The organism is Sphingopyxis sp. J-6 (genome assembly GCF_046603995.1).
In the GTDB taxonomy this organism is placed as follows: Bacteria; Pseudomonadota; Alphaproteobacteria; order Sphingomonadales; family Sphingomonadaceae; genus Sphingopyxis.
Genome location: NZ_CP145810.1, coordinates 2060380 through 2085176, shown reverse-complemented (window position 1 = coordinate 2085176; position 24797 = coordinate 2060380). Strand labels below are relative to the sequence as shown.

The window sequence follows — 24797 nt, the reverse complement described above, 5'->3', positions numbered from 1 at the left end:
GCGGATGCGACGGGCGATCATCATCAGGGGCGGTGCTGCGGCGCTTGCCGCGCTGGCGGTTGCCGCAGCGTTGCCAGCTGCCTCGGCAGGCGGCAAGGCGCCTCCGGCGCCGGTGAGCCGCCCGCTCTACGTTACGCAGGCGCCGATCGTGATGCTGAAGGATCTCGATTCGGGCGCGATCCTCTTCTCGCGCGGCGCCGACAAGCGCTTTGCCCCCGCGTCGATGGCGAAGGTGATGACCGCCTATGTCGTGCTCGACCTGATCCGCAAGGGCGAATTGTCGCGCGACAAGCAATTCACCGTCGATGAAGCGACGTGGAAAAAGTGGAACGGCAGCACCGGCGGATCGACGATGTTCCTGCGGCCGCGCGAGAAGGTGTCGGTCGACGAATTGCTCAAGGGTCTGATCACCGTTTCGGGCAATGACGCCGCGGCGGTGCTGGCGGTCGGGATCGACGGTAGCGAGGAAGCATTCGTCAAACGAATGAATGTCATAGCGGCAAATATTGGTATGTCGTCGAGCAAGTTCGGGACACCGAATGGCTGGCCCGACGGCGGGGTGACGAAGGTGAGCGCCGCCGATCTGATCACGCTTGCTGACCGGCTGATCCGCGATCATCCCGAAGGCTATGCGCGCTATTTTTCGATGCCGCGGCTCCAGCACGGCACTTCGCCCGATGGCAAGCCGATCGTCCAGCCGAACCGCAACCCAATCCTCGGCCGTTTCGCGGGTGCCGACGGGCTCAAGACCGGGCACACCGCCGAAGCCGGCTATTGCTTCCTTGGCTCGGCGAAGCGCGGCGGGCGGCGGCTGATCATGGTCGTTGCCGGGATGAGCAGCGAGAAGGCACGCCGCGACGAGGCCGAACGGCTGATGAGCTGGGGTTTCGAGCAATGGGAGGGCCGTGAGCTGGTTCCCGCGGGTGCCAGTGTCGGCCGCATCGATGTCGGCAAGGGCGCCAAGCCGGTCGTCGCGACGGAAACCGGCATGGCGGTGCGGATGACGGTGCCGAAAGGCTATTCGGGCGGTTATCGCGCAGTGATGCGCACCCGCTCACCGCTCGCGGCGCCCGTCGTGCGCGGGACGCCGATCGCCGATCTGGTCGTTACTCCGGACGGGTTGCCGCCGCAGACGACGCCGCTGCTTGCGGCGGCCGACGTCGGCGAAGGCGGCTGGTGGGCGCGGGCGCGCACCGGCTTTTACCGGCTGACGGGCTGGTGAGCGGGCGTTTCATCACCCTCGAAGGCGGTGAGGGGGTCGGGAAATCGACTCAGATCCGCGCGCTCGCCGCGGCGCTGGCCGAACGCGGCATCGAAAGCATCGTGACGCGCGAACCCGGCGGCAGCACGGGCGCCGAGGCGATCCGCGCCCTGTTGATGGAAGGCAGCGACGACCGCTGGGACGCCCGCAGCGAAGCCTTGCTTTTTGCCGCGGCGCGCGCCGATCATGTCGCGCGGACGATCCGGCCCGCGATCGAACGCGGCGCGTGGGTGCTGTGCGACCGCTTCGTCGATTCGTCGCGCGCCTATCAGGGCGGCGGCGGCGGGATCACCGACGCCGACATCATGACGCTGCACGGCTTCGGCTCGCAGGGGCTGCTCCCCGACCGGACCTTCCTGCTCACCGTCGGCGCCGATGAAGCTGCGCGGCGGCTGGCGGCGCGTGACGCGGGCGGCGCCGACCGCATGGGCAGCAAGCCCGCCGACTATCAGGCGCGCCTCGCTGCGCGCTTTGCCGAGATGGCGGCGAGCGAACCTGCGCGCTGGCGGGTGATCGAGGCCGATGCTCCTGCCGATGCGGTGACCGCGGCGATCCTCGCCGACCTTCAGGAGTGGCTGGCATGATCGGCCATCAGGATGCCGAAAGCGCCTTTGTCGAGGCATGGGCCGCAGGGCGGCTCCACCATGCGTGGTTGCTCGCGGGACCGCAGGGGATGGGGAAGGGCGCCTTTGCCGAGCGGGTGGCCCGTTTCCTCGTCACCCACGGGAGCGGCGGCGATGGCGTGCCGGTATCGCTCGACGACTCCGGCGACACCGCTGCAGCGCGCCTTGTCGACGCCGGCAACCATCCGGAGATTCTTTCACTGACGCGTCAGCCGAAGGACAAGGGCAAGGAACTCGCGCGCAACATCACGATCGACCAGGTGCGCGGCATCATTCGCCGCCTGCACCTGTCGCTGTCGCTGGGTGAGTGGCGGGTGATCATCGTCGATGCGGTCGACGACCTTGAGACCGATGGCGCGAATGCCCTGCTCAAGACGCTTGAGGAGCCGCCAGCAAGAACGCTGTTTCTGCTGATCAGTCACTCACCCGGACGCTTGCTGCCGACGATCCGTTCGCGGTGCAGAATGCTTCGTTTTCAACCGGTTGCACATGACGTCATGACATCGTGGCTTCACGAATTGCGCCCGATGCTCGAAATGGCGGAGGTGCGCGCGATCGTTGCGGCATCGGGCGGGGTGCCCGGAAAGGCAATTGCCCTGATCGACAGCGATGTCGCGGCGATGGAGAAGAAATTGCTCGCCATTGCGGCGAGCGGCGATCCCGGAAACCGCCTGCGCGAAGCGCTGGCGCGTGAGGTTTCGGGCACCAGCAACCGCGCCCGGCTCGAGTTGGTGATCGACATCGTTCCGGGGTTGCTCGCGCGGCTGGCACGCGAGCGTCCGGTGGCCGAGATCGCGCCGGTGCTGGCGCAATGGGACCGCATCCAGCGAACTGTGCGCGATGCCATCCGCGGTTCCTACGACGGCGCGATGGTCGGGTTCGAGATCGGCAATTGCCTTGCCGAACTCGCGCCGAAAGTCGCGGCGGCGCGATAATCGTCGGGATACTTCCCCTCCTGCTCCGCACCCGCTAAGGCGCGGGCATGTCAGACCCCTTTTATATCACCACCGCGATCAGCTATCCGAACGGCCGCCCGCATATCGGCCATGCCTATGAAGCGATCGCCACCGACGTCATGGCCCGCTTCCAGCGCGCCCGCGGCCGCGACGTGCGGCTGATCACCGGCACCGACGAGCATGGGCTGAAGATGTTCCAGACGGCGCGCGACCAGGGGCGCGCGACGATCGATCTTGCAGACGAAATGTCGGGATATTTCCGTGAGATGTATGCCAGGCTGAATATCAGCTATGACAATTTCATGCGCACCTCCGACACCGCGCACCATGCGGCGTCGCAGGCGATCTGGAAGGCGATGGAGGCCAATGGCGATCTCTATCTCGACCGCTACGAGGGCTGGTATTCGGTCCGCGACGAAGCCTTTTACGACGAGAGCGAACTGACGCAGGGGGAAGGGGAGACCAAACTCTCGCCGCAAGGCACGCCGGTCGAATGGACGGTCGAGGAGAGCTGGTTCTTCCGACTGTCGAATTATCAGGACAGGTTGCTCGCGCTGTACAACGACCAGCCCGATTTCATCCGTCCCGAAAGCCGCCGCAACGAAGTGCTGCGCTTCGTCGAGGGCGGGCTCAAGGATCTCAGCGTCTCACGCACCAGCTTCGACTGGGGCGTGCCGGTGCCGGGCTCGCCGGGGCATGTCATGTATGTCTGGGTGGATGCGCTGACCACCTATCTCTCGGGCCTCGGCTATCCCGATCCCGCCAGCGATTTCGGCAAGTTCTGGCCGGCGAATATCCACATGATCGGCAAGGATATCGTTCGTTTTCATACGGTTTACTGGCCGGCCTTCCTGATGAGCGCCGGCCTGCCGCTGCCCAAACAGGTGTTCGGCCACGGCTTCCTGCTCAACCGCGGCGAGAAGATGTCGAAATCGCTCGGCAATGTCGTCGACCCAATGGTGCTCGCCGAACAATTCGGCGTCGACCCGCTGCGCTATTATCTGCTTCGCGAAGTCAGCTTCGGGCAGGACGGCACCTACTCGGCCGAGGCGATCGTGCGCACCGCCAATGCCGATCTGGCGAACAGCTTCGGCAATTTGGCGCAGCGCAGCTTGTCGATGATTTTCAAGAATTTGGATGGCGCTCTTTCCTCCGACTATGCGCAGGCGCAGGACGATCTCGACCTGCTCGGCGAAGTCAATGAAATGGCACGCAATTGCCTGCCACATGCCTTCGAGCAATTGGCCTTTTCGGTCGGTATTGAGGATTGGCTACGCGCGGTTTTCGCGTGCAACCAATATGTCGACGCGCAGGCGCCCTGGGCGCTGCGCAAGACCGACCCCGAGCGGATGCGCGCGGTGCTGATGACTTTGTTCAAGGTGGTCCGGACGCTCGCGATCGCGATCCGTCCGGTCGTGCCGGCGGCCGCCGACAAATTGCTCGACCAGATGGGCATCGCCGAAGACGCACGCGACTTCGCCGCGCTGGCCGACACCGACTGGTTCGCGAAACTCGCCGCCAGCGGCTTCGCCGTAGGCCAGCCCGTCCCGATCTTCCCGCGCCTCGAACTGCCTGCCGAAGAGGATGAGGGGGAAGGGGAGGCGTAATGCTCGTCGATTCGCACTGCCACCTCAATTACAAGGGGCTTGCCGAGCAGCAGGGCGACGTGCTGGCGCGTGCGCGTGAAAAGGGCGTCACCGCGATGCTCAACATTGCGACGCGCGAAAGCGAATGGGACGATGTGCTCGCGGCAGCCGAAGCCAATCCCGATGTCTGGGCGAGCGTCGGCATCCATCCGCACGACGCCGACCAGCATCCCGACGTCGATACGGCCAAGCTCGTCGAACGCGCCGCGCATCCGCGCGTGATCGGGATCGGCGAGACCGGGCTCGACTATTATTACGACAAGAGCGACCGGCAGCGGCAGCGGGACAGTTTCCGCCGCCATATTCACGCGTCGCAGCAAAGCGGTTTGCCGGTCATCGTCCATACACGTGATGCCGAAGACGATACGCTGGCGTTGCTCGGCGAGGAAATGGGCCGGGCGGTCTTCCCCGGCGTCATCCACTGCTTCACCGCCAGCGACGATTTCGCGCGCAAAGCGCTCGACCTCGGCCTCTATATCTCGATCTCGGGGATCGTGACCTTCAAAAATGCCACCGACCTCCAGGCGACCGCGAAGTGGCTGCCGCAGGACCGGCTGCTGATCGAAACCGACTCGCCCTTCCTCGCCCCCGTGCCGCACCGCGGCAAGACCGGCGAACCTGCGTTCGTCGCCGATACGCTGGCCTATCTCGCCGATTTGCGCGGTGACGATCGCGCCGAACTGGCATCGACGACCAGCGCCAATTTCTACAAGCTTTTCAACAAGGCGGCGCCGTGATGTCAGACGCGCCATGAAGCTTCGGATCCTTGGTTGCGGGACGTCGTCGGGCGTGCCGCGGATCGGCAACGATTGGGGGCAGTGCGATCCGGACAATCCGCGCAATTTGCGCAGCCGCGCCTCGATCCTGATCTCGCTCGGCGGCTTTCGGCTGCTCGTCGACACCAGCCCCGACATGCGGCTGCAATTGCTCGACGCCGAGGTCGGTGAGGTCGATGCGGTCATCTGGACGCACGAGCATGCCGATCATTGCCATGGGCTCGACGACCTGCGGCAGATCATGCATTTGCGGCGGTCGGCAGTGCCCGCCTATGCCCGCGACCATGTCCTCGACATATTGAAATGGCGCTTCACCTATGCCTTTGCCGGCAATGCTGGCTACCCGGCGTCGGTCGATCCGGTCGAACTGATGGATCATCAATCGATCGGGCCGATCGAGGTGTCGGCAATCGAAATGCCGCACGGGCCGATCAAGGCGACCGGGCTGATCTTCAGCGACGGTGCGCACAGGATCGCCTATGCTACGGATTTTTCGAAGTTTACCGTCGAGATGGTCGACTTTTTCCAGGGCGTCGATCTGTTCGTGATCGACGCTCTGCGCCGCTATCCGCATCCGACGCATCCGCATCTGCAAATGTCGCTCGAAGGCCTCGCCAAAGTCGGCAACCCGCGGGCGATCATCACGCATATGGACAATACGATGGACTATGACGATCTGGCGGCCGAGTTGCCGCCGGGCGTCGAGCCGGGTTATGACGGGCTGGAGGTGCAGCTATGACGATGGAAACCGGCGCCGACATGTTGTGGTTCGCGATGGCGCTGACGCTCGTCATCAGCGCACTCGTCGCGCGCCAACTCAAGCTCGCCGACTGGCTCAAGATGGGGTTGGCGTGGCTCGCGATCTTCGCGCTCGTGTTCCTCGTCATCCGGACTTGGCAGCTCGTGGCGTGAGGGGGCTCGCCGCTTCTCGCCTGCATATCGTAATTTAACATAATATATATTATCGGATAATAAGATGGCCGAAACCGCAAGCCTGTCCCCCATCGATCGCTTGCTCGCCATCATGCGCCAATTGCGTAACCCCAACGGCGGTTGCGAATGGGACCTGGCGCAGGATTTCTCGACGATCGCGCCCTATACGATCGAGGAAGCCTATGAGGTTGCCGACGCGATCGCCGGCGGCGACCCCGCTGCGATCTGCGACGAGCTTGGCGACCTGCTGCTCCAGGTCGTCTTCCATAGCCAGATCGCGACCGATGACGGGCTCTTCACGTTCGACGATGTCGCGGCGGCGATCAGCGACAAGATGGAGCGCCGCCATCCGCACATCTTCGGCGACACCAAGGCCCATGACGTCCGGATGCAATGGGAGCAAATCAAGGCGGCGGAGCGCGCCGCGGACGGTCCGCAGGGCGCGCTGGCGGGTGTCGCGTTGTCGCTGCCGGCACTGCTCCGCGCGCAGAAACTGCAAGCGCGTGCCGTGCGGGTCGGCTTCGATTGGCCCGACACCCAGGGGCCGCGCGACAAGATTGCCGAGGAGCTGGCCGAGGTCGCCGATGCGGACAGCGATGCGGCACGGCACGAGGAGGTTGGCGACCTGCTGTTCGCGGTGGTCAATTATGCGCGCAAGCTCGGCGTCGATGCCGAAGGCGCGCTGCGCGATGCCAATCTCAAATTCGCGCGCCGTTTTGCCGCCATGGAGGATCGCGCCGGCGGCACCCTGGCGGGGCTGTCGCTCGATGCGCAGGAAGCGCATTGGCAGGCCGTCAAGGCGTCGGAGCGCTCGTAGCGTCGGGTCTGGCCGGCCACAATCGCTCGAAACGCGCCCGGTCGGCGGGATCGAGCCGGACCGTGAGCAAATGCCCCTCGCCCTGCACCTCGTCGCTCAACACCTCGCCGCGCGCGTGCAGCCACGCCATCGCGTCGCCCTGATCGAAGCCGAGGAAGATCCGCAGCGTCTGGTGCTGCGCGGTCAATTGCGACGCCATGAGGATACGCGCGGCGTCGACGCCTTCGCCGGTGACGGCCGAGATGAGCGCGACGTCGGGCCGCCGCGCCGCCATTTCCGCGATCGCCGCGCGGCGTTCGGGATCGGCGGTATCGATCTTGTTCCAGATTTCGATCTGCGGAATGGCGTCGGGCGCATCGCCGCCCCCTTCCCCGTCCAGCGTGCCGTTGACGCCCAGCGAGTCGAGGATCGCGCGGACATCGTCATATTGCGCCTCGCTGTCGGGATGGACGATGTCGCGGACGTGGACGATCAGGTCGGCGGTCGTCACTTCCTCCAGCGTCGCGCGGAACGCCGCGACGAGCTGGGTCGGCAGGTCGGACACGAAGCCCACGGTGTCGGACAGGATCGCCTTGTCGATCCCCGGCAACCCGATCTCGCGCATCGTCGGATCGAGCGTCGCGAACAACATATCTTCCGCCATGACGTCACTTCCGGTCAAGCGGTTGAAAAAGGTCGATTTCCCGGCGTTGGTATAGCCGACAAGCGCGACTACCGGCCATGGCGCGCGCTGGCGCTTCGCGCGCTGAAGCTGGCGCGTGCGGCGCACATCCTCGAGCTGGCGGCGGATGCGCGCCATGCGGTCGCGGATCATCCGCCGGTCGGCCTCGATCTGGGTTTCGCCGGGGCCCCCGAGGAAGCCGAAGCCGCCGCGCTGGCGCTCAAGGTGGGTCCAGCTCCGCACCAGCCGCCCCGCCTGATAGTCGAGATGCGCGAGTTCGACCTGCAGCCGCCCTTCGGCGGTTGCGGCACGCTCGCCGAAGATTTCGAGGATCAGCCCGGTCCGGTCGATCACCTTCGCCCCGAACGCGGTTTCGAGATTGCGCTGCTGGATCGCGGTCAGCGCCGCGTCGACGATGACGACCTGGACGTCGTGGGCCGCGACGTCGGGTTTGATCGCGTCGATCTGCCCGACGCCGAGCAAGGTGGCGGCGCGCGTCTGGCGCAGCCGGATCGGATGCGCCGCGACGACGACGAGCCCGATCGCGATGGCGAGCCCCTTTGCTTCCTCGACGCGCGCATCGAGGTCGCGCGACAGCCGCTGGCCATGCCATTCGGGCACGACCAACAGCGCTGCGGCGCCGCGCGTCACTTCGCCAATGTCATCGTTCATCGGAGCGTTCGGGCGATCGATCAGGCGTCGCCCGCTTCGTCTTCGCCGCTGTCGGTCAGGTTGATCGGCCCGTTCGGCTGGACCGTCGAAATGGCGTGCTTGTAGACGAGTTGCACCTGCCGCTCGCGCTCGAGCAGCATGCAGAACAGGTCGAAGGCGACGATATCGCCCTGCAGCATCACTCCGTTGACGAGGAACATCGTCACCGACTCGTCCGAACGTCGCACCGCGTTCAGGAAAACATCCTGCAGGGCCTTGCCCTTGCTGGCCGGCGCATCGCGCAGATTGTCGCCGAGGAGCGAGAGGTCGAAGTCGTGCGAGGGCATGACCGTCGAGATGGCGTGCTTGTAGACGAGCTGCGACTGGCCGTCGCGGCGGAGAAGGAGCGAAAAATTGTCGAACCAGGTGATGATTCCCTGCAACTTGACACCCTTGACGAGAAACATCGTGACCGGAGTCTTGCTGCGGCGCAGCGCGTTGAGGAAAAGATCCTGGAGATTCTGATTCTTATCGGACACATTGGCCTCCTGTTCTTGGCGGTATAACCGCGGTGCGATGTCGGCACAGCCGGCATCTTTGACCTTCTTCGCACACGCAATATGCGGCATAGCGCGCCGCAGGTCTACGTCAAAGCCCCTTACCCTTCGTTGTCGCTATTGTCGGTCAATCCGAGCAGCTTAAGTTTGCGATGCAAGGCCGAACGCTCCATCCCGATGAAGGTTGCGGTACGCGAGATATTGCCTGAAAACCGGTTGATCTGGATGCGCAGATACTCGCGTTCGAAATTTTCGCGGGCTTCCTTGAGCGGAATCGCGGTGATCGATTCGCTGTTCGGCAGGATATCGGCGCCGCCGCGCACCAGCTCGGCGGGCAGCATGTCGGCGTCGATCCGTGCGAGCCGGTCGCTCGGCGCCAGGATCATCACGCGTTCGATGACGTTGCGAAGCTCGCGGACATTGCCCGGCCAGTCGTGCGCCTGCAGCGCGGCCATCGCTTCGGCGCTGATCTCCGGCGGCGGGACACGGCGGTCGGCGGCGTAGCGGCGAACGAAATGGTCGCAAAGGCTGGCAATATCGTCGCGCCGCTCGCGCAGCGGCGGGATATGTACCGGCACGACGTTCAGGCGATAATAAAGATCTTCTCGAAACCTGTTTTCGGCGATTTCGGCCATCAGGTCTCGCGCCGAACCCGAAATGATCCGGACATCGACGCGGATCATCGTCCGTCCGCCGACGCGCGTGAAACTCTGGTCGGTCAGCACGCGCAAAATCTTGCCCTGCGTCGTCAGCGGCATGTCGGCGACCTCGTCGAGGAACAATGTGCCGCCATGCGCCTGTTCGAGCAGGCCGACGCGGATCGATCCGTCGTCGGATTCGGAACCGAAGAGCTCGATCTCGACCGTCTCGGGATCCATTCGCGCCGAAGAGATGACGCGGAACGGCGCGTTGTGCCGGCCGCTCCAACCATGGAGCACGCGCGATGCGACCTCCTTGCCGACGCCCGGCGCGCCAGTGATCAGTACCCGGCTGCCGGTACCGGCGACGCGCTTCAGCGTGGCGCGGACATTGTTGATCGCGGCGCTGGTGCCGGTCAGTTCGTCGGCGGGACCCGCCTTTTCGCGAAGCTGCTCATATTCGAATTTCAACCGCTCATTCTCGGTCGCGCGCGCGACAAGATGGAGCAGCCGCTCGGCCTCGAACGGCTTTTCGATGAAGTCGAAGGCACCGCGGCGGATCGCCGCGACCGCGGTATCGAGCCCGCCATGCCCCGAAATGACAATGATCGGCAGCGTCGGGTCGAACGCCTTGATCGCCTCGACCAGCCCCAGACCGTCGAGCCGCGAGCCCTGCAGCCAGACGTCGATCAGCGCCAGCGACGGCCGCCGCTGGCGGATCGCTTCCAGCGCCGCGTCGCTGTCGGACGCGGTGCGCGCTTCATAGCCTTCGTCCTCCATGACGCCGGCGACCAGGTCGCAAATGTCGCGCTCATCGTCGACGATCAGAATATCAAGCGCCATGTTCTTCTCTGTCCTGCCGGTGCCGTACCCGCCCCGGTACCGATTCTGCCTGCCCTATCATTGTCCCCTCGCCGCCCTTGCCGGCCCCCCGGTCCGCAAGCGCGCGCAACCGGTCAGGGTGCAGGGTCATCGTCACGCATGCACCCTGCCCCGCCGGATTGTCCGAAAATTCCAGCTCGCCATAATGTTGCTCGACGATCTTCTTGACGATCGCGAGGCCGAGCCCCGTCCCGCCCTGCCGCGTCGTCATATAAGGCTCGGCGATCGCCTCGCGGGCTTCGGGGAGCCCTATCCCGTCGTCGCAAATGCGGATGATCAGCGAATCGCGGGCGCCCGTTTCGAGCTCGGCGAGAATATGGCCGACCGGGTTGACTTCGGCATCTTTCGGTTTTTCTTCAATCGCTTCGACGGCATTTTTGACGATATTGGTGAGCGCCTGTGAGAGCAGGCGGCGGTCGCAAACGAGCGGTTCGATCTCGTCCGCCGTCTTGATCGTGAAAGCAATTTCGGGCTTGGCGACCTCGAACAGGAAGACCGCCTGGCGGAGGATGTCGCGGACATCCTCGACGCCGAAGGTCGGCTTCGGCATGCGTGCGAAGCTGGAAAACTCGTCGACCATGCGCCGCATGTCATGGACCTGGCGGATCACCGTATCGGTCAGCTTGCGGAAGGTGGCGCTGTCGCCTTCCACCTTGTCGCCGAACCGGCGCTGGAGCCGTTCCGCGGCGAGCTGGATCGGGGTGAGCGGATTCTTGATCTCATGCGCAATGCGCCGCGCGACGTCGGACCAGGCCGCGCGGCGTTGATCGAGCAATTGCTGGGTGATATCCTCGAAACTCAGTACGAATCCGTCACCCTGCGCCACCGCCTTCGCGGCGAGTGTGGCCGGTTCTGCATCCTTCCGCGCGTGCTGAACGATGGCCTCGCGCTCGTCGCTGGCGAGCAGTTCGGCGAGTTCAGGCGCAACCTCGGCGAGATTGCGACCCGTCAGGCAATCGCTCGACTGGCAGATCAGCCGCTCGGCCGCGGCGTTGGCGAGCAGGATGCGATGGTCGGCATCGACCGACACCACCGCGGAGGACACGCCGCTGAGCACCGCTTCGATGAAGCTGCGGCGCGCTTCGAGTTGCTCGTTGACGCTGACGAGCGCGCCGGTCTGCCCTTCCAGTTGCTCGGTCATGCGGTTGAAAGCGCGTGTCAGCACCGAAATTTCGTCGTCGCGCGCCGGGGGCGTCACCCGCACCGAAAGATCGCCGTCGGCCGCGGTGCGCGTCGCCCCGACCAGCGTCCCGAGTGGGCGGACGATACGGTCGGCGACGACGATCGCCGCGACCACCGCCAGCGCCAAGAGCAACAGTGCACCGAGGAACAGCGCGCCGTTGAACTGCAACTGCAAAAGCTGCGAGCGCTTGAACAGCGCATTATAGTCGGCGAGCACATTGCCGGCGCGCACCGACTGCTGGAAGCCGGGCACGTTGAAATCGCGCGAGGCATAGAGATAGGCGCGCTCCGTTCCGGGCAGCCGGGTCGCCGCCTCGATCCGGTCGGGCTGGCGGACGACGACGACGTCTTCGCCGGCATCGAGGCGGCTCACCATCATCTTCGACAGGCGGTTTTCGGCCGCGCGATTGTCGGGATCGACCCCCGCAGCGGTTCGCGCGACGCCATCCTTGCCGATTTCGATGATCGCCGATTCATTGAGGTTACGGACGACGACCTGCTGGAAATAATAGTTGGAGAAGCCGGGGTCGTTGATCGGCACCCGATCGAGATAGGCGCCGAGATCGGTCGCCATGGCGCCCGTATTGGCGGCGACCTCGCGCTGGTTTTCCTGATAATAGCCCTCGGCCAGGTTCGCCGCATTTTCGAACATGCCGCGCGATTTGTCCGAAAACCAGAAGTCGACGCCGAACTGGAACAGCAGCGACGCGAAGATGACGACGAGCAGGGTCGGCGTCGCCGCGAGCAGCGAGAAAAGCGCGACGAGGCGGACGTGGAGGCGGCCATTGCCTCCCGCCATCGACCGCACGGCGCGCGCTCGCGCGACGCGGCTGCCGATCAGCACGATCAGCGCCATCGCGGGCACGAGGTTGGCGACCATGATCGCCGCGACAATCGCGGGAGTCAGCAGCCGCTGGCTCTGACTGTCGCCGGTCACGAAGATATAGGTCGCGATCGCGACGCTGATCATGATGCCGAGCGTGTAATATTCGGGCGCCGCAAACTGCCAGCCATTCGCCCGTGCGTCGTCCACGCCCGAATCGATGTCATTGGCGGGGGGAGCGAGTTGCGCCATTGTTGCTGCGTTACGACAAACCTGTTGCATAGAAAACACACAAAGTGCGTTTTGCGGTTCGATCGGCCCGATTTCTGCCCGGTCGAACCGAGCGCCGAACGGATCAGGGATGCGCCGGGTCGATGTCGAGCTGTCCCAGCCGCTTGCGCAGCGTGTTACGATTGATGCCAAGGCGCCGTGCGGCTTCGAGCTGGTTGCCGCGAACCTCGCGCAAGATGCGGCGGAACAAAGCCGCTTCGACGATTGCCTCGAGCCGTTCGTGGATATCGCCGTCCGCCGCGCCTTCGGCCATCTGGTCGCGCGCCCAGTCGTCGACGGCGCGGGCCAGCAGGTCGGCGGGTTCGGCGGTGCCGACGCCGTCGATGTTGTCGTGCAGCACCGCCTGGACGTCGCGCGCGGTGACCACCGTATCCCGCGACAGGACGGCGAGCCGTTGCACGACATTGCCGAGTTCGCGGACGTTGCCGGGCCAGTCATGGCGTTCGAGCATCTGCATCGCGGCGGGCGCGAACTGGCGGTCGGGAAGCCCCGAATGCCGCCCGGCATCGACGAAATGGCGAACCAGCGCCGCAATGTCGCTGCGCCGGTCGCGCAGCGGGGGCAAGGTCACGGGGATGACGTTGAGGCGGTAGAACAGATCCTCCCGAAATCGCCCGTCGGCGACGAGCGTCCGCATGTCACGGTGCGTAGCCGCGACGACGCGGACGTCGGCGCGCAGCGCCTGGCTGCCGCCGACGGTCGAATATTCGTTGCTCTGCAGCACACGCAGCAGCCGGGTCTGCGCTTCGAGTGGCATGTCGCCGATTTCGTCGAGGAACAGCGTGCCGCCCGCCGCCTGCTCGAAGCGCCCCGCGTTGCGGCTGTGCGCGCCGGTGAAAGCGCCCTTTTCGTGGCCGAACAGCTCGGCCTCGATCAGCTCGCGCGGGATCGCCGCCATGTTGATCGCGACGAACGGCCCCGCCCGGCGCAGCCCGGTCGCATGGACCGCCCGGGCGACGACTTCCTTGCCCGTCCCCGATTCACCGAGGATCAGAACGGCAAGGTCGTTCGAGGCAAGCCGTGCGATGGTGCGATAGACCGCCTGCATCGCTGGGGCGCGGCCGACGAGGCCATGGCTGTCGGCCTGTCCGGCATCGGCTTTCGCAGCAGGTTCGGCGCGGCGCTGCAGCGCGGCGCGGACGCTGGCGGTCAGTTCCTCGAGGTCGAACGGCTTGGGCAGATAATCATAGCTGCCGATCCCGGTCGCCCGCACTGCGGTGTCGAGCGTATTCTGTGCCGACAGCACGATCACCGGGGTGGCCGGGTCGACCCCGACGCCGGGCAGCGAATCGATGCCGTCGCCGTCGGGCAGCACGACATCGGTGATGATCAGGTCGGGGCGGTGGTCGGCAAGCCAGGCGTTTCGCTCGGCGATGCTGCCGACCGACGCAAAGGTGCCGCATTCGTCGACCAGCGTCTCGCGGATGATCAGCGCGATCGCGGGATCGTCCTCGACCAGCAGAACCGTCTTGCCGTTCGTCACCGGGCGCCCCCCTTCCCCGCCGGCGCGGCAGGCAGGTGGATGCGGAAGCGCGTCCATTCGCCGTCGCGCATATGCTGTACCGTGCCGCCCATATCGCGCGCGAGCTTGGCGACGAGCGCAAGGCCGAGCCCGCGCCCTTCGCGTTTCGTGGTGACGAAGGGGTCGAACAGGTCGCCGCGAATCTCGGCGGGGACGCCCGGGCCATTGTCGCTGACGCTGACCTCGATCGGCAATGCGATGCGCCCGCGCCCGTCGCCATTGTCGATCGACAGGCCGTGACGATAGGCGGTCGCGATGCGCACTGTGCTATCGGGCTGGCCGCTCAGCGCCTCGCACCCGTTGGTGACGAGGTTGAGCAATATCTGCACCATGGCGTCATGGTTGCCCAGCACCAGAGGCAGCGACGGGTCGAAATCCTCGACGAAGCGGATGTCGGGCAACTGCCGCGCGCGCACCGCCTCCATCGCCTGATGGATCGCCTGATAGAGGTTGATCGCCGAACAGGCGATCGGTTGACCGCGCGAAAAATGCTCCATCTGGTCGATCAGCGTCGTGATGCGGTCGACCTCGGCGCAGATCAGCGTGGTGAAGCGCTCCCCTCCTGCATCGGTCTTGCGCGCGAGCAACTGCGCAGCGCCCTTGATGCCCGCGAGCGGGTTCTTGATCTCGTGCGCCAGCATCGATGCCGCGGCGCCGGCGGCGCGTCCCGAGCGCCCGATCGCGCCGCCCATCAGTTCGGCTTCGTTCTGCGACGGCACCAGCGCGAGGATGCGGTGGCCGCTCTGGCCATAGGACACCATCTGCATGTCGACGAAGATCGAGCGGCGCGCGCCGACCGAAATTTCGGCGCGGTGCGCGAACAGCGCCGAATAGCCGGGATCGTTCATCCGCTGGCGATAGCTGCGGTCCATGCTGATCACGTCATAGACGACGCGGCCGACCATCGCGGCGCGGCCGACGTTGCAAAGCTGTTCGGCGGCGGCGTTGACGAACAGGATCACCCCGCCCTTGTCGATCATCAGCGTCGCGATCGGGTGCGACTGGATCAGCTCGTCGTGATCGAAGGTCGGAATGCTCGACGTGAGCGCGCTCACGCGGCGGCCCTGGTCAGATGCGGACCGTAGAATTCCTCGAGCGCGTCGAGCACGCCGCGGCTGGTAGGAATCTGGTTGACCTTATTGCGGAACTCCGCCGAGCCGTGCAGTCCCTTGACGTACCAGCCAAGATGCTTGCGCGCCATATTGACCCCGGTCATCTCGCCATAATGGTCGATCATCGCACGGTAATGCGATGTAATGACGTCATATTGTTCGTCGATGCCGGGATCGGGGCGCTCGGCTTCGCCGCGCAGCGTCGCCATCACCTGCCCGAGCAGCCAAGGGCGGCCATAAGCGCCGCGGCCGATCATGACGCCATCGGCGCCGCTCTGCGCGAGCGCGGCCTTCGCATCGTCGGACGAACAGATGTCGCCGTTGACGATGACGGGGATCGATACCGCATCCTTGACCGTGCGGACGAAACGCCAGTCGGCTTCGCCGCGGTACATCTGGTTCCGCGTCCGGCCATGAACCGTCACCAGCTTGGCGCCTAGGTCCTCGGCGATATGCGCGAGTTCGGGGGCGTTCAGGCTATCGTGGCACCAGCCCATGCGCATCTTGACCGTAACCGGGACCGACACCGCTTTCACGCAGCTGTCGATAAGGGCGGCGGCGAGCTTCAGATCGCGCATCAGCGCCGAACCCGCATCGCCGTTGGTGACCTTGCGTACCGGGCAGCCCATGTTGATATCGATGATCGCGGCGCCGCGATCCTCGTTGAGCTTCGCCGCCTCGCCCATTTCATAGGGAGTGCAGCCGACGAGCTGCATCGACACCGGCTCCTCGACCGGATCCCATGCCGCTTTCTGGATCGACTGGCGCGTTTCGCGGATCGCAGCCTGGCTCGCGATCATTTCGGTGACGTTGAGCCCCGAGCCATAATAGCGGACGAGCTTGCGGAACGGCAGGTCGGAGACGCCCGTCATCGGCGCGAGGATCACTGGATCCGCGATGGTGATGTTGCCGATCTGGATGGGCCGGAGCGGCGCCATGGCGGGGAGCTTTCGTCGAATTGCCTAAAAATTGAGCACGCCCCTACACGCTAAGCCGCTTCCCCGCAAGCCGATGCTGCGCTAACCGCGCGGGCGATGAGCGAGTCCGCATCCTCCCCTGCACCGCACGCCGTCGCCATTCTGCTGGCCGGCGGTCTGGGAAAGCGCGCCGGATTCGAATTGCCGAAACAACTCGCGGAGCTGGCGGGCAAGCCGGTGCTGCGCTGGAGCCTCGACGCCTTGGCGGCGCATGAAGCGATTGCGGCGGGCGTGCTGGTCGCAAGCGAAGACGTCGCTGCGGCGGTCGGGCCGTTGCCAGCGGGGTGGGAAACCGCCGTGCCGGGCGCGGAACGGCAGGATTCGGTGGCCAACGCCCTCGCGGCCCTCGCCGACCGCGAGGACGATGCGTTGGTGCTGGTGCACGATGCCGCGCGGCCCGGCGTGTCGGCGGCGGTGATCGACCGGCTGCTCGATGCGCTAAAGAATGGCGCCAAGGCAGCCATCCCGACGCTGCCCGTCCCCGATACCCTCGTCGAACAGGCGGATAGCGAAGCGGGCGCGGTCGTCGACCGCGGCGCGCTGGCGCGGGTGCAGACACCGCAGGCGTTTCATTTGGGGACATTACGCGAGGCGCACACGGCCGCGCGCGACGGTTCGGCAACCGACGACGCACAACTTGTGCGGCGGCTTGGCGTCGCCGTCGCCGCCGTTGCCGGCGATGCAAGGCTCCACAAACTGACATATGCCGACGATATGGCGATCCTGTCGGGACTATTGGGGAGCAATGTCATGATGCAGACCGCGGTGGGCATGGGTTATGATGTGCACCGGCTGGTCGCCGACAAGCCGCTGTGGATCGGCGGACTGGAAATCGAGCATAGTCATGGACTTGAAGGCCATAGCGATGCCGACGTCGCACTTCACGCGCTGACCGATGCGCTGCTCGGCGCGCTCGGCGAAGGCGACATCGGCGACCATTTCCCGCCGAGCGATCCGCAATGGCGCGGCGCGGCGTCGCACCGCTTCCTGTCCTTCGCGGCCGCGCGTGTCGCCGCCCGCGGCGGACGGATAGGCCATATCGACCTGACGATCATCGCCGAAGCGCCCAAAATCGGACCGCATCGCACCGCGATCCGCGAGCGCATCGCCGAAATCCTTGCGATTTCCTCCGTGCGGGTTAGTGTGAAGGCGACAACGACCGAGCGGCTGGGCTTCACCGGCCGCCGCGAGGGGATCGCCGCCCAGGCCGTCGCTACCCTGCAACTTCCGGAGAATTGACCCCGTGCCGTCCGACTTTGAAACGCGCCTTGCCGCGCGCGACGAACTTGCCACTGCCGTGCTCGCCGAAAACCGCGCCGCCGGTCGCAAGATCGCGGTCGCCGAAAGCTGCACCGGCGGCATGGTGGCGGTCGCGCTGACCGACATCGCCGGCAGTTCGGACGTGTTCAGCGCCGGTTTCGTCACCTATTCGGGCGAAGCAAAGAAGCGCCAGCTCGACGTCAGTAGCGAAATCATCGAAACCTTCGGCGAAGTGTCGCTCGCGACCGCGTGGGCGATGGCGGCGGGCGCGCTCGCGAACAGCGACGCCGATGTCGCGGTCGCGATCACCGGGATCGCGGGGCCCGGCGGCGGTTCGGAAAAGAAGCCGGTGGGCCAGGTCGTCTTCGCACGCGCGCTGCGCGGGCAGGATCCCGACGATTATTTCACCCAGCGCGTCCAGTTCGAAGGCGGCGATCGCGCCGGCATCCGCCATCACGCCACGATGTTCGCGCTCGAACTTCTTCAGCCCGGCAAGGATGCGCTGCGGCCGTCGGAGGATATCGCACTACCAGCAACTTGATAAAGTCGAATCTTAGGGACGCGGGGTCTGCGGCCTGACACGCCTGACCAGCCACCCCACCAAACTGCTGCCCGCCAGGAGCAATGCCGCCAGCAGTCCGGGCCCGACATGTTTCAAGGTGGCGCCGAAAAAGGCGACCGAAATCAGGCAGCCAGCAAGCAGGCCGATCGCTCCCTGAATGGCTCTAGGCATCGTGCATTCCTGACATAATCACGCTGGCCCGGCTGTCCGGGCCTCAGCACTCAATTGCCTGTTCGCGTAACACGAGCAAGAGCTTGCTAGGCCGCCACCCCGTAAAGTTCATCGGCCCGCGCCTCGAACGCCGCGATCATCTTGCGCAGCGCCTTGTCGAACATCTGTCCCGCCAGCGTTTCGAAAACCCGGCTGCGGAACGAGAAATCGACCATAAAATCGACGCGGCAGCCGCCATCGTCGGTCGGCTCGAAATGCCATTCGTTGCTGAGATGGCGCATCGGCCCGTCGATATAGCTGACCGACACGTCGCTCGGGCGCTGTTTGTGGACGCGGCACGAAAAGCTTTCGCGTAATCCCTTGAAGCCGACGATCATGTCGGCGACCGCCTCATCCTCGCTCTCGCTACGGATGCGCAGCGCGATCACCCAGGGCAAAAAGTCGGGATAATGCGCGATGTCGCTGACCAGCGCGAACATCTGTTCGGCGCTGTACGGCAGGACGCGGCTTTCGTGGTGTCTCGGCAACGCGGCGTCAGTCCGCCCTGGCGCGCGCCAGTTGCGCCTCGCGCGCGGCGCGCATGCGCTCGAAATCATCGCCCGCGTGATAGCTCGACCGGGTGAGCGGCGACGACGCGACCTGCAGGAAGCCCTTGGCCCGCGCGATCTGCGCATAGCTGTCGAAGGCCTGCGGGGTCACGAAGTCGATCACCTTGGCATGCCGCGGGGTCGGCTGCAGATATTGTCCCATCGTCATGAAGTCGATGTCGGCGCTGCGCATGTCGTCCATCACCTGATGGACTTCCATCCGTTCCTCGCCGAGCCCGAGCATGATCCCCGACTTGGTGAAGATCGACGGATCGCGGCGCTTGACGCTTTCGAGCAGGCGGAGCGACGCATAGTAACGCGCGCCCGGACGGATCGTCGGGTAGAGCCGGGGGACGGTTTCGAGATTGTGGTTATAGACGTCGGGTCGCGCATCGACGATCGCCGCGACCGCACTTTCGGGCTTGTTGCGAAAATCGGGGGTCAGGATCTCGATCGTCGTCTTGGGGGTTTCGCGGCGCAGCGCGTTGATCACCTTGACGAACTGGCTCGCGCCGCCATCGGGCAGGTCGTCGCGGTCGACCGAGGTGATGACGATGTGGCTGAGCCCCATCTTCGCCGCCGCGATCGCGGTATGTTCGGGCTCGAGCAGGTCGACGGGACGCGGCATGCCGGTCTTGACGTTGCAAAAGGCGCAGGCCCGCGTGCAGGTGTCGCCGAGGATCATCACCGTCGCATGCTTCTTGGTCCAGCATTCGCCGATGTTCGGGCAGGCCGCTTCCTCGCAAACCGTATGCAGGTTGAGTTCGCGCATCAGCTTGCGCGTCTCGGCATAGCCGGGGCTGGTCGGCGCCTTGACGCGGATCCAGTCGGGCTTGCGGCTGCGCTGGCTGGGCGTCGATGCCGCCGGGGAAACGGGCTGTGCGGGAGCGTTCATTTCGCCCACATAGTCGTGCACGCGCCTCTTCTCAACCTCGCATCCTATGCTAAGGCGCGTCCATGACTCACTTTGCTGACATGATCGAGGGATATCGCCGTTTCCGTAACGGCGGTTGGGCGGAACAACGCGAACGCTGGGAACAGCTTGCAGAGGGCCAGTCGCCCAAGGTGATGGTCATCGCCTGTTCGGACAGCCGATCCGAACCGTCGCAGATTTTCGATACCAACCCCGGCGAAATCTTCGTCGTGCGCAACGTCGCGGCGCTGGTGCCGCCGTTCGAGACGACGCCGGGACGTCACGGCGTGTCGGCCGCGCTTGAATTCGCAGTGCAGTTTCTGAAGGTCGAGGAAATCGTCGTGATGGGGCATGGTCTGTGCGGCGGGTGCCACGCCGCGCTTCACAAATCGATGGAGGGTGCCGAGCCGGGGCGCGGCGGTTTTATCGCCGACTGGATCGCGATGCTCGACGAAGCGAGCGCCGGGATTCGCGCCGAATATCCCGATTTCGACAACCGCACCGCAGGCCGCGCGATGGAAATGGCGGCTGTGCGCGTGAGCATAGATAATCTGCGCACTTTCCCCTGTATCCAGGAGAAGGAAAAACGCGGTACGCTGAAACTGCGCGGCGCATTTTTTGCGATCAGCGACGGCATATTGCACGTGATGGACGAAGCGACGGGAGAATTCGCCCCGGCATAACAGGAGGACGGCATGAGCAAGAACGCAATGTGGCTGACGATCATTTTCCTCGCAGCCATTTTCGGGGCCTTCATGGGGCCATCGCTCGCCAGCATCTTTTCGCCGGGCACCTTGTTGATCCTTTCGGTGCTGCTGATCGGCGGCGTCGTCATCTTCTGTTTCTGGGCCCTGTCGAGCAACAAGGGCGGCGCCAAGGCCGACGATGCGGCCGTCGCCAACGCGCGGGCGATGCAAGCGCCCGAGGGCAAGGCGCGCATCTATATCACCCGCCGCGGCTTCGTCGCTGCCTTGCAGGGCATGAACATCACGCTCGATGACGCTGCCAAGGGGCAGATCAAGTCGGGCCAGATGTTGCTCGCCGATGTCGCGCCGGGAACGCACCGCATCCACGCCGCGACCGCCAAGGCAAGCCTTACCCGTCCGACCGATTTCGAGATTGAGGTCGGCGCCGGCGGCGTCGTGGTGATCGATGCGATGCTCGAAATGGGTGCGCTGAAAGGCGACGTAAAACTGACGCGCCTCGACGCCACCAAGGCGCGCGAGAATGTCCATGCGACCAAGCTGATGCTGTGGGAAGTGCCGCCGGCCTGAGCCGGGGCGGGATGCAGGCATTTGGAGGTGAAAGGGACGTTAGGTTTTTGAACCTCAGCCTCTCTTTCATTCCAAGAATGAAGCAAGGCAATATGCATCGGGTTTATGTTGACATATCCCTGCTGGGTATCGGCACCGCGTATGGCCGTGTGTCGGGCTCTATCGATGTGAGGACTATCCCGCAAATTGGCGATCAGCTGTCATTTTCCGTTCTAAAATACGGTGATTTGCCAGCCGAGATTGGAAAAATACCCTATATCTTGCGGGTAACCGACAGGATTATTGCCGCGAACGCCGACGACGAGGTTCTACTTTCGCTAGAAGACATCGTGGCAGAAACCGATGCGAGGGCGCGGCTTATCATGGCGTTCTTTGAAGAATGCCACGGGTTGTGTGCCGAACCCGTCATTCACTCTCCACCGTAGCCCATAGCAAAACGCCCGCGGAAATCCGCGGGCGCCTTGTTCGACGATGTGGCCCGGATCAACCCTTGGCGACGCCCGCGATCGCCTGATCGACCAGTGCCTTGTCGGCCTTGGCGTCATGCTTTTCGGCGATCAGCTTTGCGGCGGCTTCGGTCGCTGCCTTGGCTGCGGCGCTGCGTACGTCGGCGAGCGCGGTGGCTTCGGCCGCGGCGATGCGGTCTTCGGCCATCTGCTTGCGGCGCGCGATCAGCGCGGTCGCGTCGGCCTTGGCCTTGGTGACCAGCGCCTCGGCTTCCGCATCGGCGCGGACGCGCATCTCGTCGGCTTCCCTGGCGGCGTCGGCGAGCTTCGCCTCATATTCCGCCTTCAGCGATTCGGCGTCGAGCCGGAGCTGTTCGGCTTCATTGAGCTGCTTCGAAATCTCCGCGATCCGCTTGTCGAGCATCCCCGCGATCATCGCGGGCACGCCCTTCCACAGCAGAATGCCGATGAAGACGAGCATCGCGATCGACACCCAGACGGTGGCGTCCATGCCGAATGCCGTCGGATCGGCATGCGCTTCGCCTGCCGCTTCGGACAGGATGATCAGGGGATTAGCCATGGAGCACCGCCTTTACTGCCGCCTTGGCATCCGCCGCGACGACCTTCACGCCCGACAGCTTGGCGACCAGTTCGCCCGCTGCCTCGGCCGCGACCGATTCGATTTCGGCCATCGCCGACGTGCGCGCTGCGGCGACTTCGGCTTCGGCGGTCGACAGCTTGTCGCCGAGTTCGGCATCGACCTTGGCAAGACGCTTTTCGGCGTCCTTCGCGGCCTTGTCCTTGGCGTCGGCAACCGCCTTCTGGGCAGCGGCGCGTGCCGCGTCGCCTTGCTGGCGGTAGCTTTCCTCGAGCGTGTCGGCTGCAGCATGGGCCGCCTTTGCCGCCGCCAGATCGTCGGCCACCTTGCGGTCGCGCGCGTCCACCGTCGCTTCGATCTTGGGCAACATGCCGCGGCCGATGACGATATAAATACCGGCAAAGACGACCAGCAGCCAGAAAAGCTGCGAGGCAAGGTACCAATTGTCAGCGGTGAGCTGGGCTATCTGGGGCATGAAAGGCGAACCCTAAAATCTGGAAAAACCTGCACAGGCGAACGCCGGCTCCGAAAAGCCGGCGCCACCGGTCGTCGCTGAAATCAGACGACGAAGAGCAGGATCATCGCAACGACGAACGCCAGCAGGCCGAGAAGTTCGGCAGCGGCGAAGCCGATGAACAGGCGGCCCTGCTGGCCGTCGGCGGCCGCCGGGTTGCGCAGCGCGCTTTCGAGGAAGCTGCCGAAGACGTTGCCCACGCCGATGGCGGCCATGCCGGCACCGATAGCGGCGAGACCTGCACCGATCAGCTTTGCTGCTTCTGCGTCCATTGTAATACTCCTTGGGTGTAAGCGTTTATTATAAAACGGGATTAGTGAAGGTTGACCGCGTCGTTGATGTAAAGCGAGGTCAACAGGGCGAAAACATAGGCCTGGATGCCGGCGACGAGCAGTTCGAGCGCGCTGATACCGATCATCAGGAGGAAGCTGAGCACCGATACGACCGAACCGATCGCGATATTCTCGGCATTGAAGCCGTTGATCACGAAGCCCGACAGCACCTTCAACAGCACGTGGCCTGCGGTCATCGCGACGAAGAGACGCAGGCCGAGACTGAACGGGCGGATCATGAAGGAGATGAACTCGATCACCGCGATGAAGGGGATCATCGGCAACGGCGTACCGTGCGGAACGAACAGCGAGAAAAAGTGCAGGCCGTGGCGCCAGAAGCCGACGACGAGCACGATCGAGAAGGAAAGCAGCGCGAGCACGCCGGTGATCGCGATATGGCTGGTGACGGTGAAGGGGTGGAGCCCCAGCACGCCCAGCGGCAACATGCCGAGCAGGTTGCAGAAGAGGATGAACATGAAAAGCGAGAAGACGTAAGGCGTATATTTGCGCCCTTCGCTGCCGATATTCGCGGTCATCATGTTCGAGATGAAGCCGGTGAAGCCTTCGACCGCAGCCTGCCAGCGGCCCGGAACGAGCTGGCGGCGCATCCCGCCCCACATGAAGAGGCCGAGCACGACGGCGGCGATCACCATCCACAGCGCGCTGTTGGTGAACAGGACTTCATGCCCGCCGAGGTTGAAACCGCCGCCGAGCGGGGTCACCTCGAACTGGTGCATCGGGTCGATCTTGCCGGATTCCGCCGCCACTCTTCACTCCACGCGCATTGCGGGGCGGCTTTTGGGGCCGTCCCGCCGATAAATTCCTGTTTGCTCCGCTAGTTGCGGGGCGTCTTTGTCAGGCGGATGATGTTCCGGAACGCCACGACGATCCCCAGAAACAACATCCCCAACAAGCCCCAGGGCGACGTGCCGGCGAAGCGATCGATCAGCCACCCGAACAGTGCGCCGCCGATCAATCCGCCCAGCAGTTCCGCCAAGACCCGGTTGCCGAGCCGATAATTGGCATCGGATTCCGGTCCGGCGTTCACCGCGGTCCGTTTCGCTTCTGCGGCTTCGGCCCGGTCCAATCGCTCTTCGAGCGAGACCAGGCGCGAATCCTCCGAAGTTGGTTCCGGATCGCTGCCGTTCCCCGTCATCTTGCGCCATCCTCCTGAAACAGAAGCGGAAAACCGCGATCCTGCCTGCGAAAAAAGGCCCGAAAAATCGGGGGACCCCTAAGGCGCGGTCCGTTTAGGAACGACGCCCTGTGAAGTCAATGCCCGCGCGTGGGCGCAGCGCAACATTATGTTGCAGCGCGCAAATGGGCTTGGCGCACGCACACAAAAATGCCGCCGCGTTTAGGGGCGCGGCGGCATATGGCGCCCGCGGGCGCCCTTGTTCGTTGGCCGAGCGTTACGGGCAGCGCGAATCGCGTACCGGTGCACCGCTGTCGCGAGTCTTCCAGCTCCCGTCGGGCGCCTTGTATTTTTCGCCCGGCTTGGTCTTGGCGATCAGGTTGCAGCCGGTGACGAAAGCGAACTGTTCGACCGTGCTGCCCTGCGGTGCGCCGCTGGTGTAGGCGGCCTTGCGCTTGATGTTGATGTCGTCGACGATCGCCCGCACCGCCGGGGTCGGGGTCGAGGCATAGCCGAGGTAACCGTCGGGCTGCTCGCCGACCTGCCCCGCCGCGCGCGCGGCTTCATAGGCGGGGTTGCGCTGCGCCGTCGCCGAGGGCACTGCCACGGCCACTGCAGCGGTCACGGCCAAGGCGGCCATCGCCAGTCCGGTCGGCTTCATATGCTTCAAATATGTCTTCATCGTCATCATTCCCTG

The 24797-nt window shown here is 64.8% G+C and carries 28 protein-coding genes; 13 read left to right on the top strand and 15 right to left on the bottom strand.

Annotated features, from left to right (window positions below; translation table 11 throughout):
• The first annotated feature begins 4 nt into the window (after positions 1-4).
• The 8 genes from V6U71_RS10000 (at position 5) to mazG (ending at position 7012) form a co-directional block, all read left to right on the top strand.
• Positions 5-1222, top strand: coding sequence for a D-alanyl-D-alanine carboxypeptidase family protein (locus V6U71_RS10000; protein ID WP_411342106.1), 1218 nt, complete (start codon positions 5-7; stop codon positions 1220-1222).
• Positions 1216-1845, top strand: coding sequence for a dTMP kinase (tmk, locus tag V6U71_RS09995; protein ID WP_411342336.1), 630 nt, complete (start codon positions 1216-1218; stop codon positions 1843-1845). Before V6U71_RS10000 ends, tmk begins: the two co-directional genes overlap by 7 nt.
• Complete coding sequence (locus tag V6U71_RS09990; RefSeq protein WP_411342105.1) at positions 1842-2819, top strand: DNA polymerase III subunit delta'; 978 nt, start codon at positions 1842-1844, stop codon at positions 2817-2819. The genes tmk and V6U71_RS09990 overlap by 4 nt, the downstream gene beginning before the upstream one ends.
• Positions 2820-2866: 47 nt before the next feature.
• Complete coding sequence (gene metG, locus V6U71_RS09985; protein WP_411342104.1) at positions 2867-4447, top strand: methionine--tRNA ligase; 1581 nt, start codon at positions 2867-2869, stop codon at positions 4445-4447.
• The gene (locus V6U71_RS09980; RefSeq protein ID WP_411342103.1) at positions 4447-5223 is read left to right on the top strand and encodes a TatD family hydrolase; all 777 of its coding nucleotides are present in this window, start codon (positions 4447-4449) and stop codon (positions 5221-5223) included. Before metG ends, V6U71_RS09980 begins: the two co-directional genes overlap by 1 nt.
• Before the next feature lie 13 nt (positions 5224-5236).
• Positions 5237-6001, top strand: a complete 765-nt coding sequence (locus tag V6U71_RS09975) for an MBL fold metallo-hydrolase (RefSeq protein WP_411342102.1) — start codon at positions 5237-5239, stop codon at positions 5999-6001.
• Positions 5998-6174 carry a hypothetical protein gene (locus V6U71_RS09970; RefSeq protein ID WP_411342101.1) on the top strand — a complete coding sequence of 59 codons (177 nt, stop codon included), beginning with the start codon at positions 5998-6000 and terminating at the stop codon, positions 6172-6174. The genes V6U71_RS09975 and V6U71_RS09970 overlap by 4 nt, the downstream gene beginning before the upstream one ends.
• Before the next feature lie 64 nt (positions 6175-6238).
• The gene (mazG, locus tag V6U71_RS09965) at positions 6239-7012 is read left to right on the top strand and encodes a nucleoside triphosphate pyrophosphohydrolase (RefSeq protein WP_411342100.1); all 774 of its coding nucleotides are present in this window, start codon (positions 6239-6241) and stop codon (positions 7010-7012) included.
• Here mazG and hflX read toward each other — a convergent pair.
• The 7 genes from hflX to dusB all read right to left on the bottom strand — a co-directional run bounded on the left by hflX (position 6990) and on the right by dusB (position 16269).
• A complete protein-coding gene (gene hflX, locus V6U71_RS09960; RefSeq protein ID WP_411342099.1) occupies positions 6990-8345 on the bottom strand; it encodes a GTPase HflX in 1356 nt (451 codons plus the stop codon). The two genes, mazG and hflX, sit on opposite strands and share 23 nt — an antisense overlap.
• A 20-nt stretch (positions 8346-8365) precedes the next feature.
• Positions 8366-8863 (bottom strand): RNA chaperone Hfq, encoded by a 498-nt coding sequence (gene hfq, locus V6U71_RS09955; RefSeq protein ID WP_411342098.1) that lies wholly within the window; start codon positions 8861-8863, stop codon positions 8366-8368.
• Between the two features lie 119 nt (positions 8864-8982).
• Complete coding sequence (locus tag V6U71_RS09950; RefSeq protein ID WP_411342097.1) at positions 8983-10362, bottom strand: sigma-54-dependent transcriptional regulator; 1380 nt, start codon at positions 10360-10362, stop codon at positions 8983-8985.
• On the bottom strand, positions 10352-12658 hold the full coding sequence (locus V6U71_RS09945) for an ATP-binding protein (protein WP_411342096.1): 2307 nt from the start codon (positions 12656-12658) through the stop codon (positions 10352-10354). The genes V6U71_RS09950 and V6U71_RS09945 overlap by 11 nt, the downstream gene beginning before the upstream one ends.
• 103 nt (positions 12659-12761) lie before the next feature.
• Positions 12762-14180 carry a nitrogen regulation protein NR(I) gene (gene ntrC / locus V6U71_RS09940; RefSeq protein ID WP_054733244.1) on the bottom strand — a complete coding sequence of 473 codons (1419 nt, stop codon included), beginning with the start codon at positions 14178-14180 and terminating at the stop codon, positions 12762-12764.
• A complete protein-coding gene (locus V6U71_RS09935; protein ID WP_411342095.1) occupies positions 14177-15274 on the bottom strand; it encodes a two-component system sensor histidine kinase NtrB in 1098 nt (365 codons plus the stop codon). Before V6U71_RS09935 ends, ntrC begins: the two co-directional genes overlap by 4 nt.
• Complete coding sequence (dusB, locus tag V6U71_RS09930; RefSeq protein WP_411342094.1) at positions 15271-16269, bottom strand: tRNA dihydrouridine synthase DusB; 999 nt, start codon at positions 16267-16269, stop codon at positions 15271-15273. The genes V6U71_RS09935 and dusB overlap by 4 nt, the downstream gene beginning before the upstream one ends.
• A gap of 96 nt (positions 16270-16365) precedes the next feature.
• Here dusB and V6U71_RS09925 point away from each other — a divergent pair, with 96 nt between their 5' ends.
• Together V6U71_RS09925 and V6U71_RS09920 are read left to right on the top strand one after the other, a co-directional pair.
• Entirely contained in the window at positions 16366-17547 is a 1182-nt protein-coding gene (locus V6U71_RS09925; RefSeq protein ID WP_411342093.1) for a bifunctional 2-C-methyl-D-erythritol 4-phosphate cytidylyltransferase/2-C-methyl-D-erythritol 2,4-cyclodiphosphate synthase, read from the top strand.
• Positions 17548-17551: 4 nt separating this feature from the next.
• Positions 17552-18109 (top strand): CinA family protein, encoded by a 558-nt coding sequence (locus V6U71_RS09920; protein WP_411342092.1) that lies wholly within the window; start codon positions 17552-17554, stop codon positions 18107-18109.
• A gap of 278 nt (positions 18110-18387) precedes the next feature.
• Here the strand turns inward: V6U71_RS09920 and V6U71_RS09915 are convergent, their stop codons facing one another.
• Positions 18388-18828, bottom strand: coding sequence for a type II toxin-antitoxin system RatA family toxin (locus V6U71_RS09915; protein ID WP_411342091.1), 441 nt, complete (start codon positions 18826-18828; stop codon positions 18388-18390).
• A gap of 7 nt (positions 18829-18835) precedes the next feature.
• On the bottom strand, positions 18836-19783 hold the full coding sequence (gene lipA / locus V6U71_RS09910; RefSeq protein ID WP_054727122.1) for a lipoyl synthase: 948 nt from the start codon (positions 19781-19783) through the stop codon (positions 18836-18838).
• 62 nt (positions 19784-19845) lie between these two features.
• Between lipA and V6U71_RS09905 the strand changes: the two genes are divergently transcribed.
• From V6U71_RS09905 to V6U71_RS09895, 3 genes are read left to right on the top strand one after another with little or no spacing between them, the layout of a single operon-like run.
• Complete coding sequence (locus V6U71_RS09905) at positions 19846-20484, top strand: carbonic anhydrase (protein WP_411342090.1); 639 nt, start codon at positions 19846-19848, stop codon at positions 20482-20484.
• A gap of 12 nt (positions 20485-20496) precedes the next feature.
• Positions 20497-21075 carry a hypothetical protein gene (locus V6U71_RS09900; protein ID WP_411342089.1) on the top strand — a complete coding sequence of 193 codons (579 nt, stop codon included), beginning with the start codon at positions 20497-20499 and terminating at the stop codon, positions 21073-21075.
• 47 nt (positions 21076-21122) lie between these two features.
• Positions 21123-21500, top strand: a complete 378-nt coding sequence (locus V6U71_RS09895; RefSeq protein WP_411342088.1) for a hypothetical protein — start codon at positions 21123-21125, stop codon at positions 21498-21500.
• A 58-nt stretch (positions 21501-21558) separates the two neighbouring features.
• Here V6U71_RS09895 and V6U71_RS09890 read toward each other — a convergent pair whose 3' ends face one another.
• The 6 genes from V6U71_RS09890 to V6U71_RS09865 all read right to left on the bottom strand — a co-directional run bounded on the left by V6U71_RS09890 (position 21559) and on the right by V6U71_RS09865 (position 24782).
• Positions 21559-22101, bottom strand: a complete 543-nt coding sequence (locus V6U71_RS09890; protein ID WP_411342087.1) for a F0F1 ATP synthase subunit B — start codon at positions 22099-22101, stop codon at positions 21559-21561.
• Complete coding sequence (locus V6U71_RS09885) at positions 22094-22594, bottom strand: ATPase (protein WP_411342086.1); 501 nt, start codon at positions 22592-22594, stop codon at positions 22094-22096. The genes V6U71_RS09890 and V6U71_RS09885 overlap by 8 nt, the downstream gene beginning before the upstream one ends.
• An 83-nt stretch (positions 22595-22677) precedes the next feature.
• Complete coding sequence (locus tag V6U71_RS09880) at positions 22678-22905, bottom strand: F0F1 ATP synthase subunit C (RefSeq protein WP_003044110.1); 228 nt, start codon at positions 22903-22905, stop codon at positions 22678-22680.
• A 41-nt stretch (positions 22906-22946) separates the two neighbouring features.
• The gene (locus V6U71_RS09875; RefSeq protein ID WP_054587828.1) at positions 22947-23732 is read right to left on the bottom strand and encodes a F0F1 ATP synthase subunit A; all 786 of its coding nucleotides are present in this window, start codon (positions 23730-23732) and stop codon (positions 22947-22949) included.
• 68 nt (positions 23733-23800) lie between these two features.
• A complete protein-coding gene (locus V6U71_RS09870) occupies positions 23801-24121 on the bottom strand; it encodes an AtpZ/AtpI family protein (protein ID WP_411342085.1) in 321 nt (106 codons plus the stop codon).
• A gap of 256 nt (positions 24122-24377) precedes the next feature.
• Positions 24378-24782, bottom strand: coding sequence for a YdbL family protein (locus V6U71_RS09865; RefSeq protein ID WP_411342084.1), 405 nt, complete (start codon positions 24780-24782; stop codon positions 24378-24380).
• Positions 24783-24797 lie beyond the last annotated feature (15 nt).

Bases quoted from the DNA above. Each gene is read 5' to 3' on its own strand.
- V6U71_RS10000 (WP_411342106.1), top strand. From the start codon at position 5: ATGCGACGGGCGATCATCATCAGGGGCGGTGCTGCGGCGCTTGCCGCG.
- V6U71_RS09990 (WP_411342105.1), top strand. From the start codon at position 1,842: ATGATCGGCCATCAGGATGCCGAAAGCGCCTTTGTCGAGGCATGGGCC.
- metG (WP_411342104.1), top strand. From the start codon at position 2,867: ATGTCAGACCCCTTTTATATCACCACCGCGATCAGCTATCCGAACGGC.
- V6U71_RS09980 (WP_411342103.1), top strand. From the start codon at position 4,447: ATGCTCGTCGATTCGCACTGCCACCTCAATTACAAGGGGCTTGCCGAG.
- V6U71_RS09975 (WP_411342102.1), top strand. From the start codon at position 5,237: ATGAAGCTTCGGATCCTTGGTTGCGGGACGTCGTCGGGCGTGCCGCGG.
- V6U71_RS09970 (WP_411342101.1), top strand. From the start codon at position 5,998: ATGACGATGGAAACCGGCGCCGACATGTTGTGGTTCGCGATGGCGCTG.
- mazG (WP_411342100.1), top strand. From the start codon at position 6,239: ATGGCCGAAACCGCAAGCCTGTCCCCCATCGATCGCTTGCTCGCCATC.
- hflX (WP_411342099.1), bottom strand. From the start codon at position 8,345: ATGAACGATGACATTGGCGAAGTGACGCGCGGCGCCGCAGCGCTGTTG.
- V6U71_RS09950 (WP_411342097.1), bottom strand. From the start codon at position 10,362: ATGGCGCTTGATATTCTGATCGTCGACGATGAGCGCGACATTTGCGAC.
- V6U71_RS09945 (WP_411342096.1), bottom strand. From the start codon at position 12,658: ATGGCGCAACTCGCTCCCCCCGCCAATGACATCGATTCGGGCGTGGAC.
- dusB (WP_411342094.1), bottom strand. From the start codon at position 16,269: ATGGCGCCGCTCCGGCCCATCCAGATCGGCAACATCACCATCGCGGAT.
- V6U71_RS09925 (WP_411342093.1), top strand. From the start codon at position 16,366: ATGAGCGAGTCCGCATCCTCCCCTGCACCGCACGCCGTCGCCATTCTG.
- lipA (WP_054727122.1), bottom strand. From the start codon at position 19,783: ATGAACGCTCCCGCACAGCCCGTTTCCCCGGCGGCATCGACGCCCAGC.
- V6U71_RS09905 (WP_411342090.1), top strand. From the start codon at position 19,846: ATGACTCACTTTGCTGACATGATCGAGGGATATCGCCGTTTCCGTAAC.
- V6U71_RS09900 (WP_411342089.1), top strand. From the start codon at position 20,497: ATGAGCAAGAACGCAATGTGGCTGACGATCATTTTCCTCGCAGCCATT.
- V6U71_RS09890 (WP_411342087.1), bottom strand. From the start codon at position 22,101: ATGGCTAATCCCCTGATCATCCTGTCCGAAGCGGCAGGCGAAGCGCAT.
- V6U71_RS09885 (WP_411342086.1), bottom strand. From the start codon at position 22,594: ATGCCCCAGATAGCCCAGCTCACCGCTGACAATTGGTACCTTGCCTCG.
- V6U71_RS09880 (WP_003044110.1), bottom strand. From the start codon at position 22,905: ATGGACGCAGAAGCAGCAAAGCTGATCGGTGCAGGTCTCGCCGCTATC.
- V6U71_RS09870 (WP_411342085.1), bottom strand. From the start codon at position 24,121: ATGACGGGGAACGGCAGCGATCCGGAACCAACTTCGGAGGATTCGCGC.
- V6U71_RS09865 (WP_411342084.1), bottom strand. From the start codon at position 24,782: ATGAAGACATATTTGAAGCATATGAAGCCGACCGGACTGGCGATGGCC.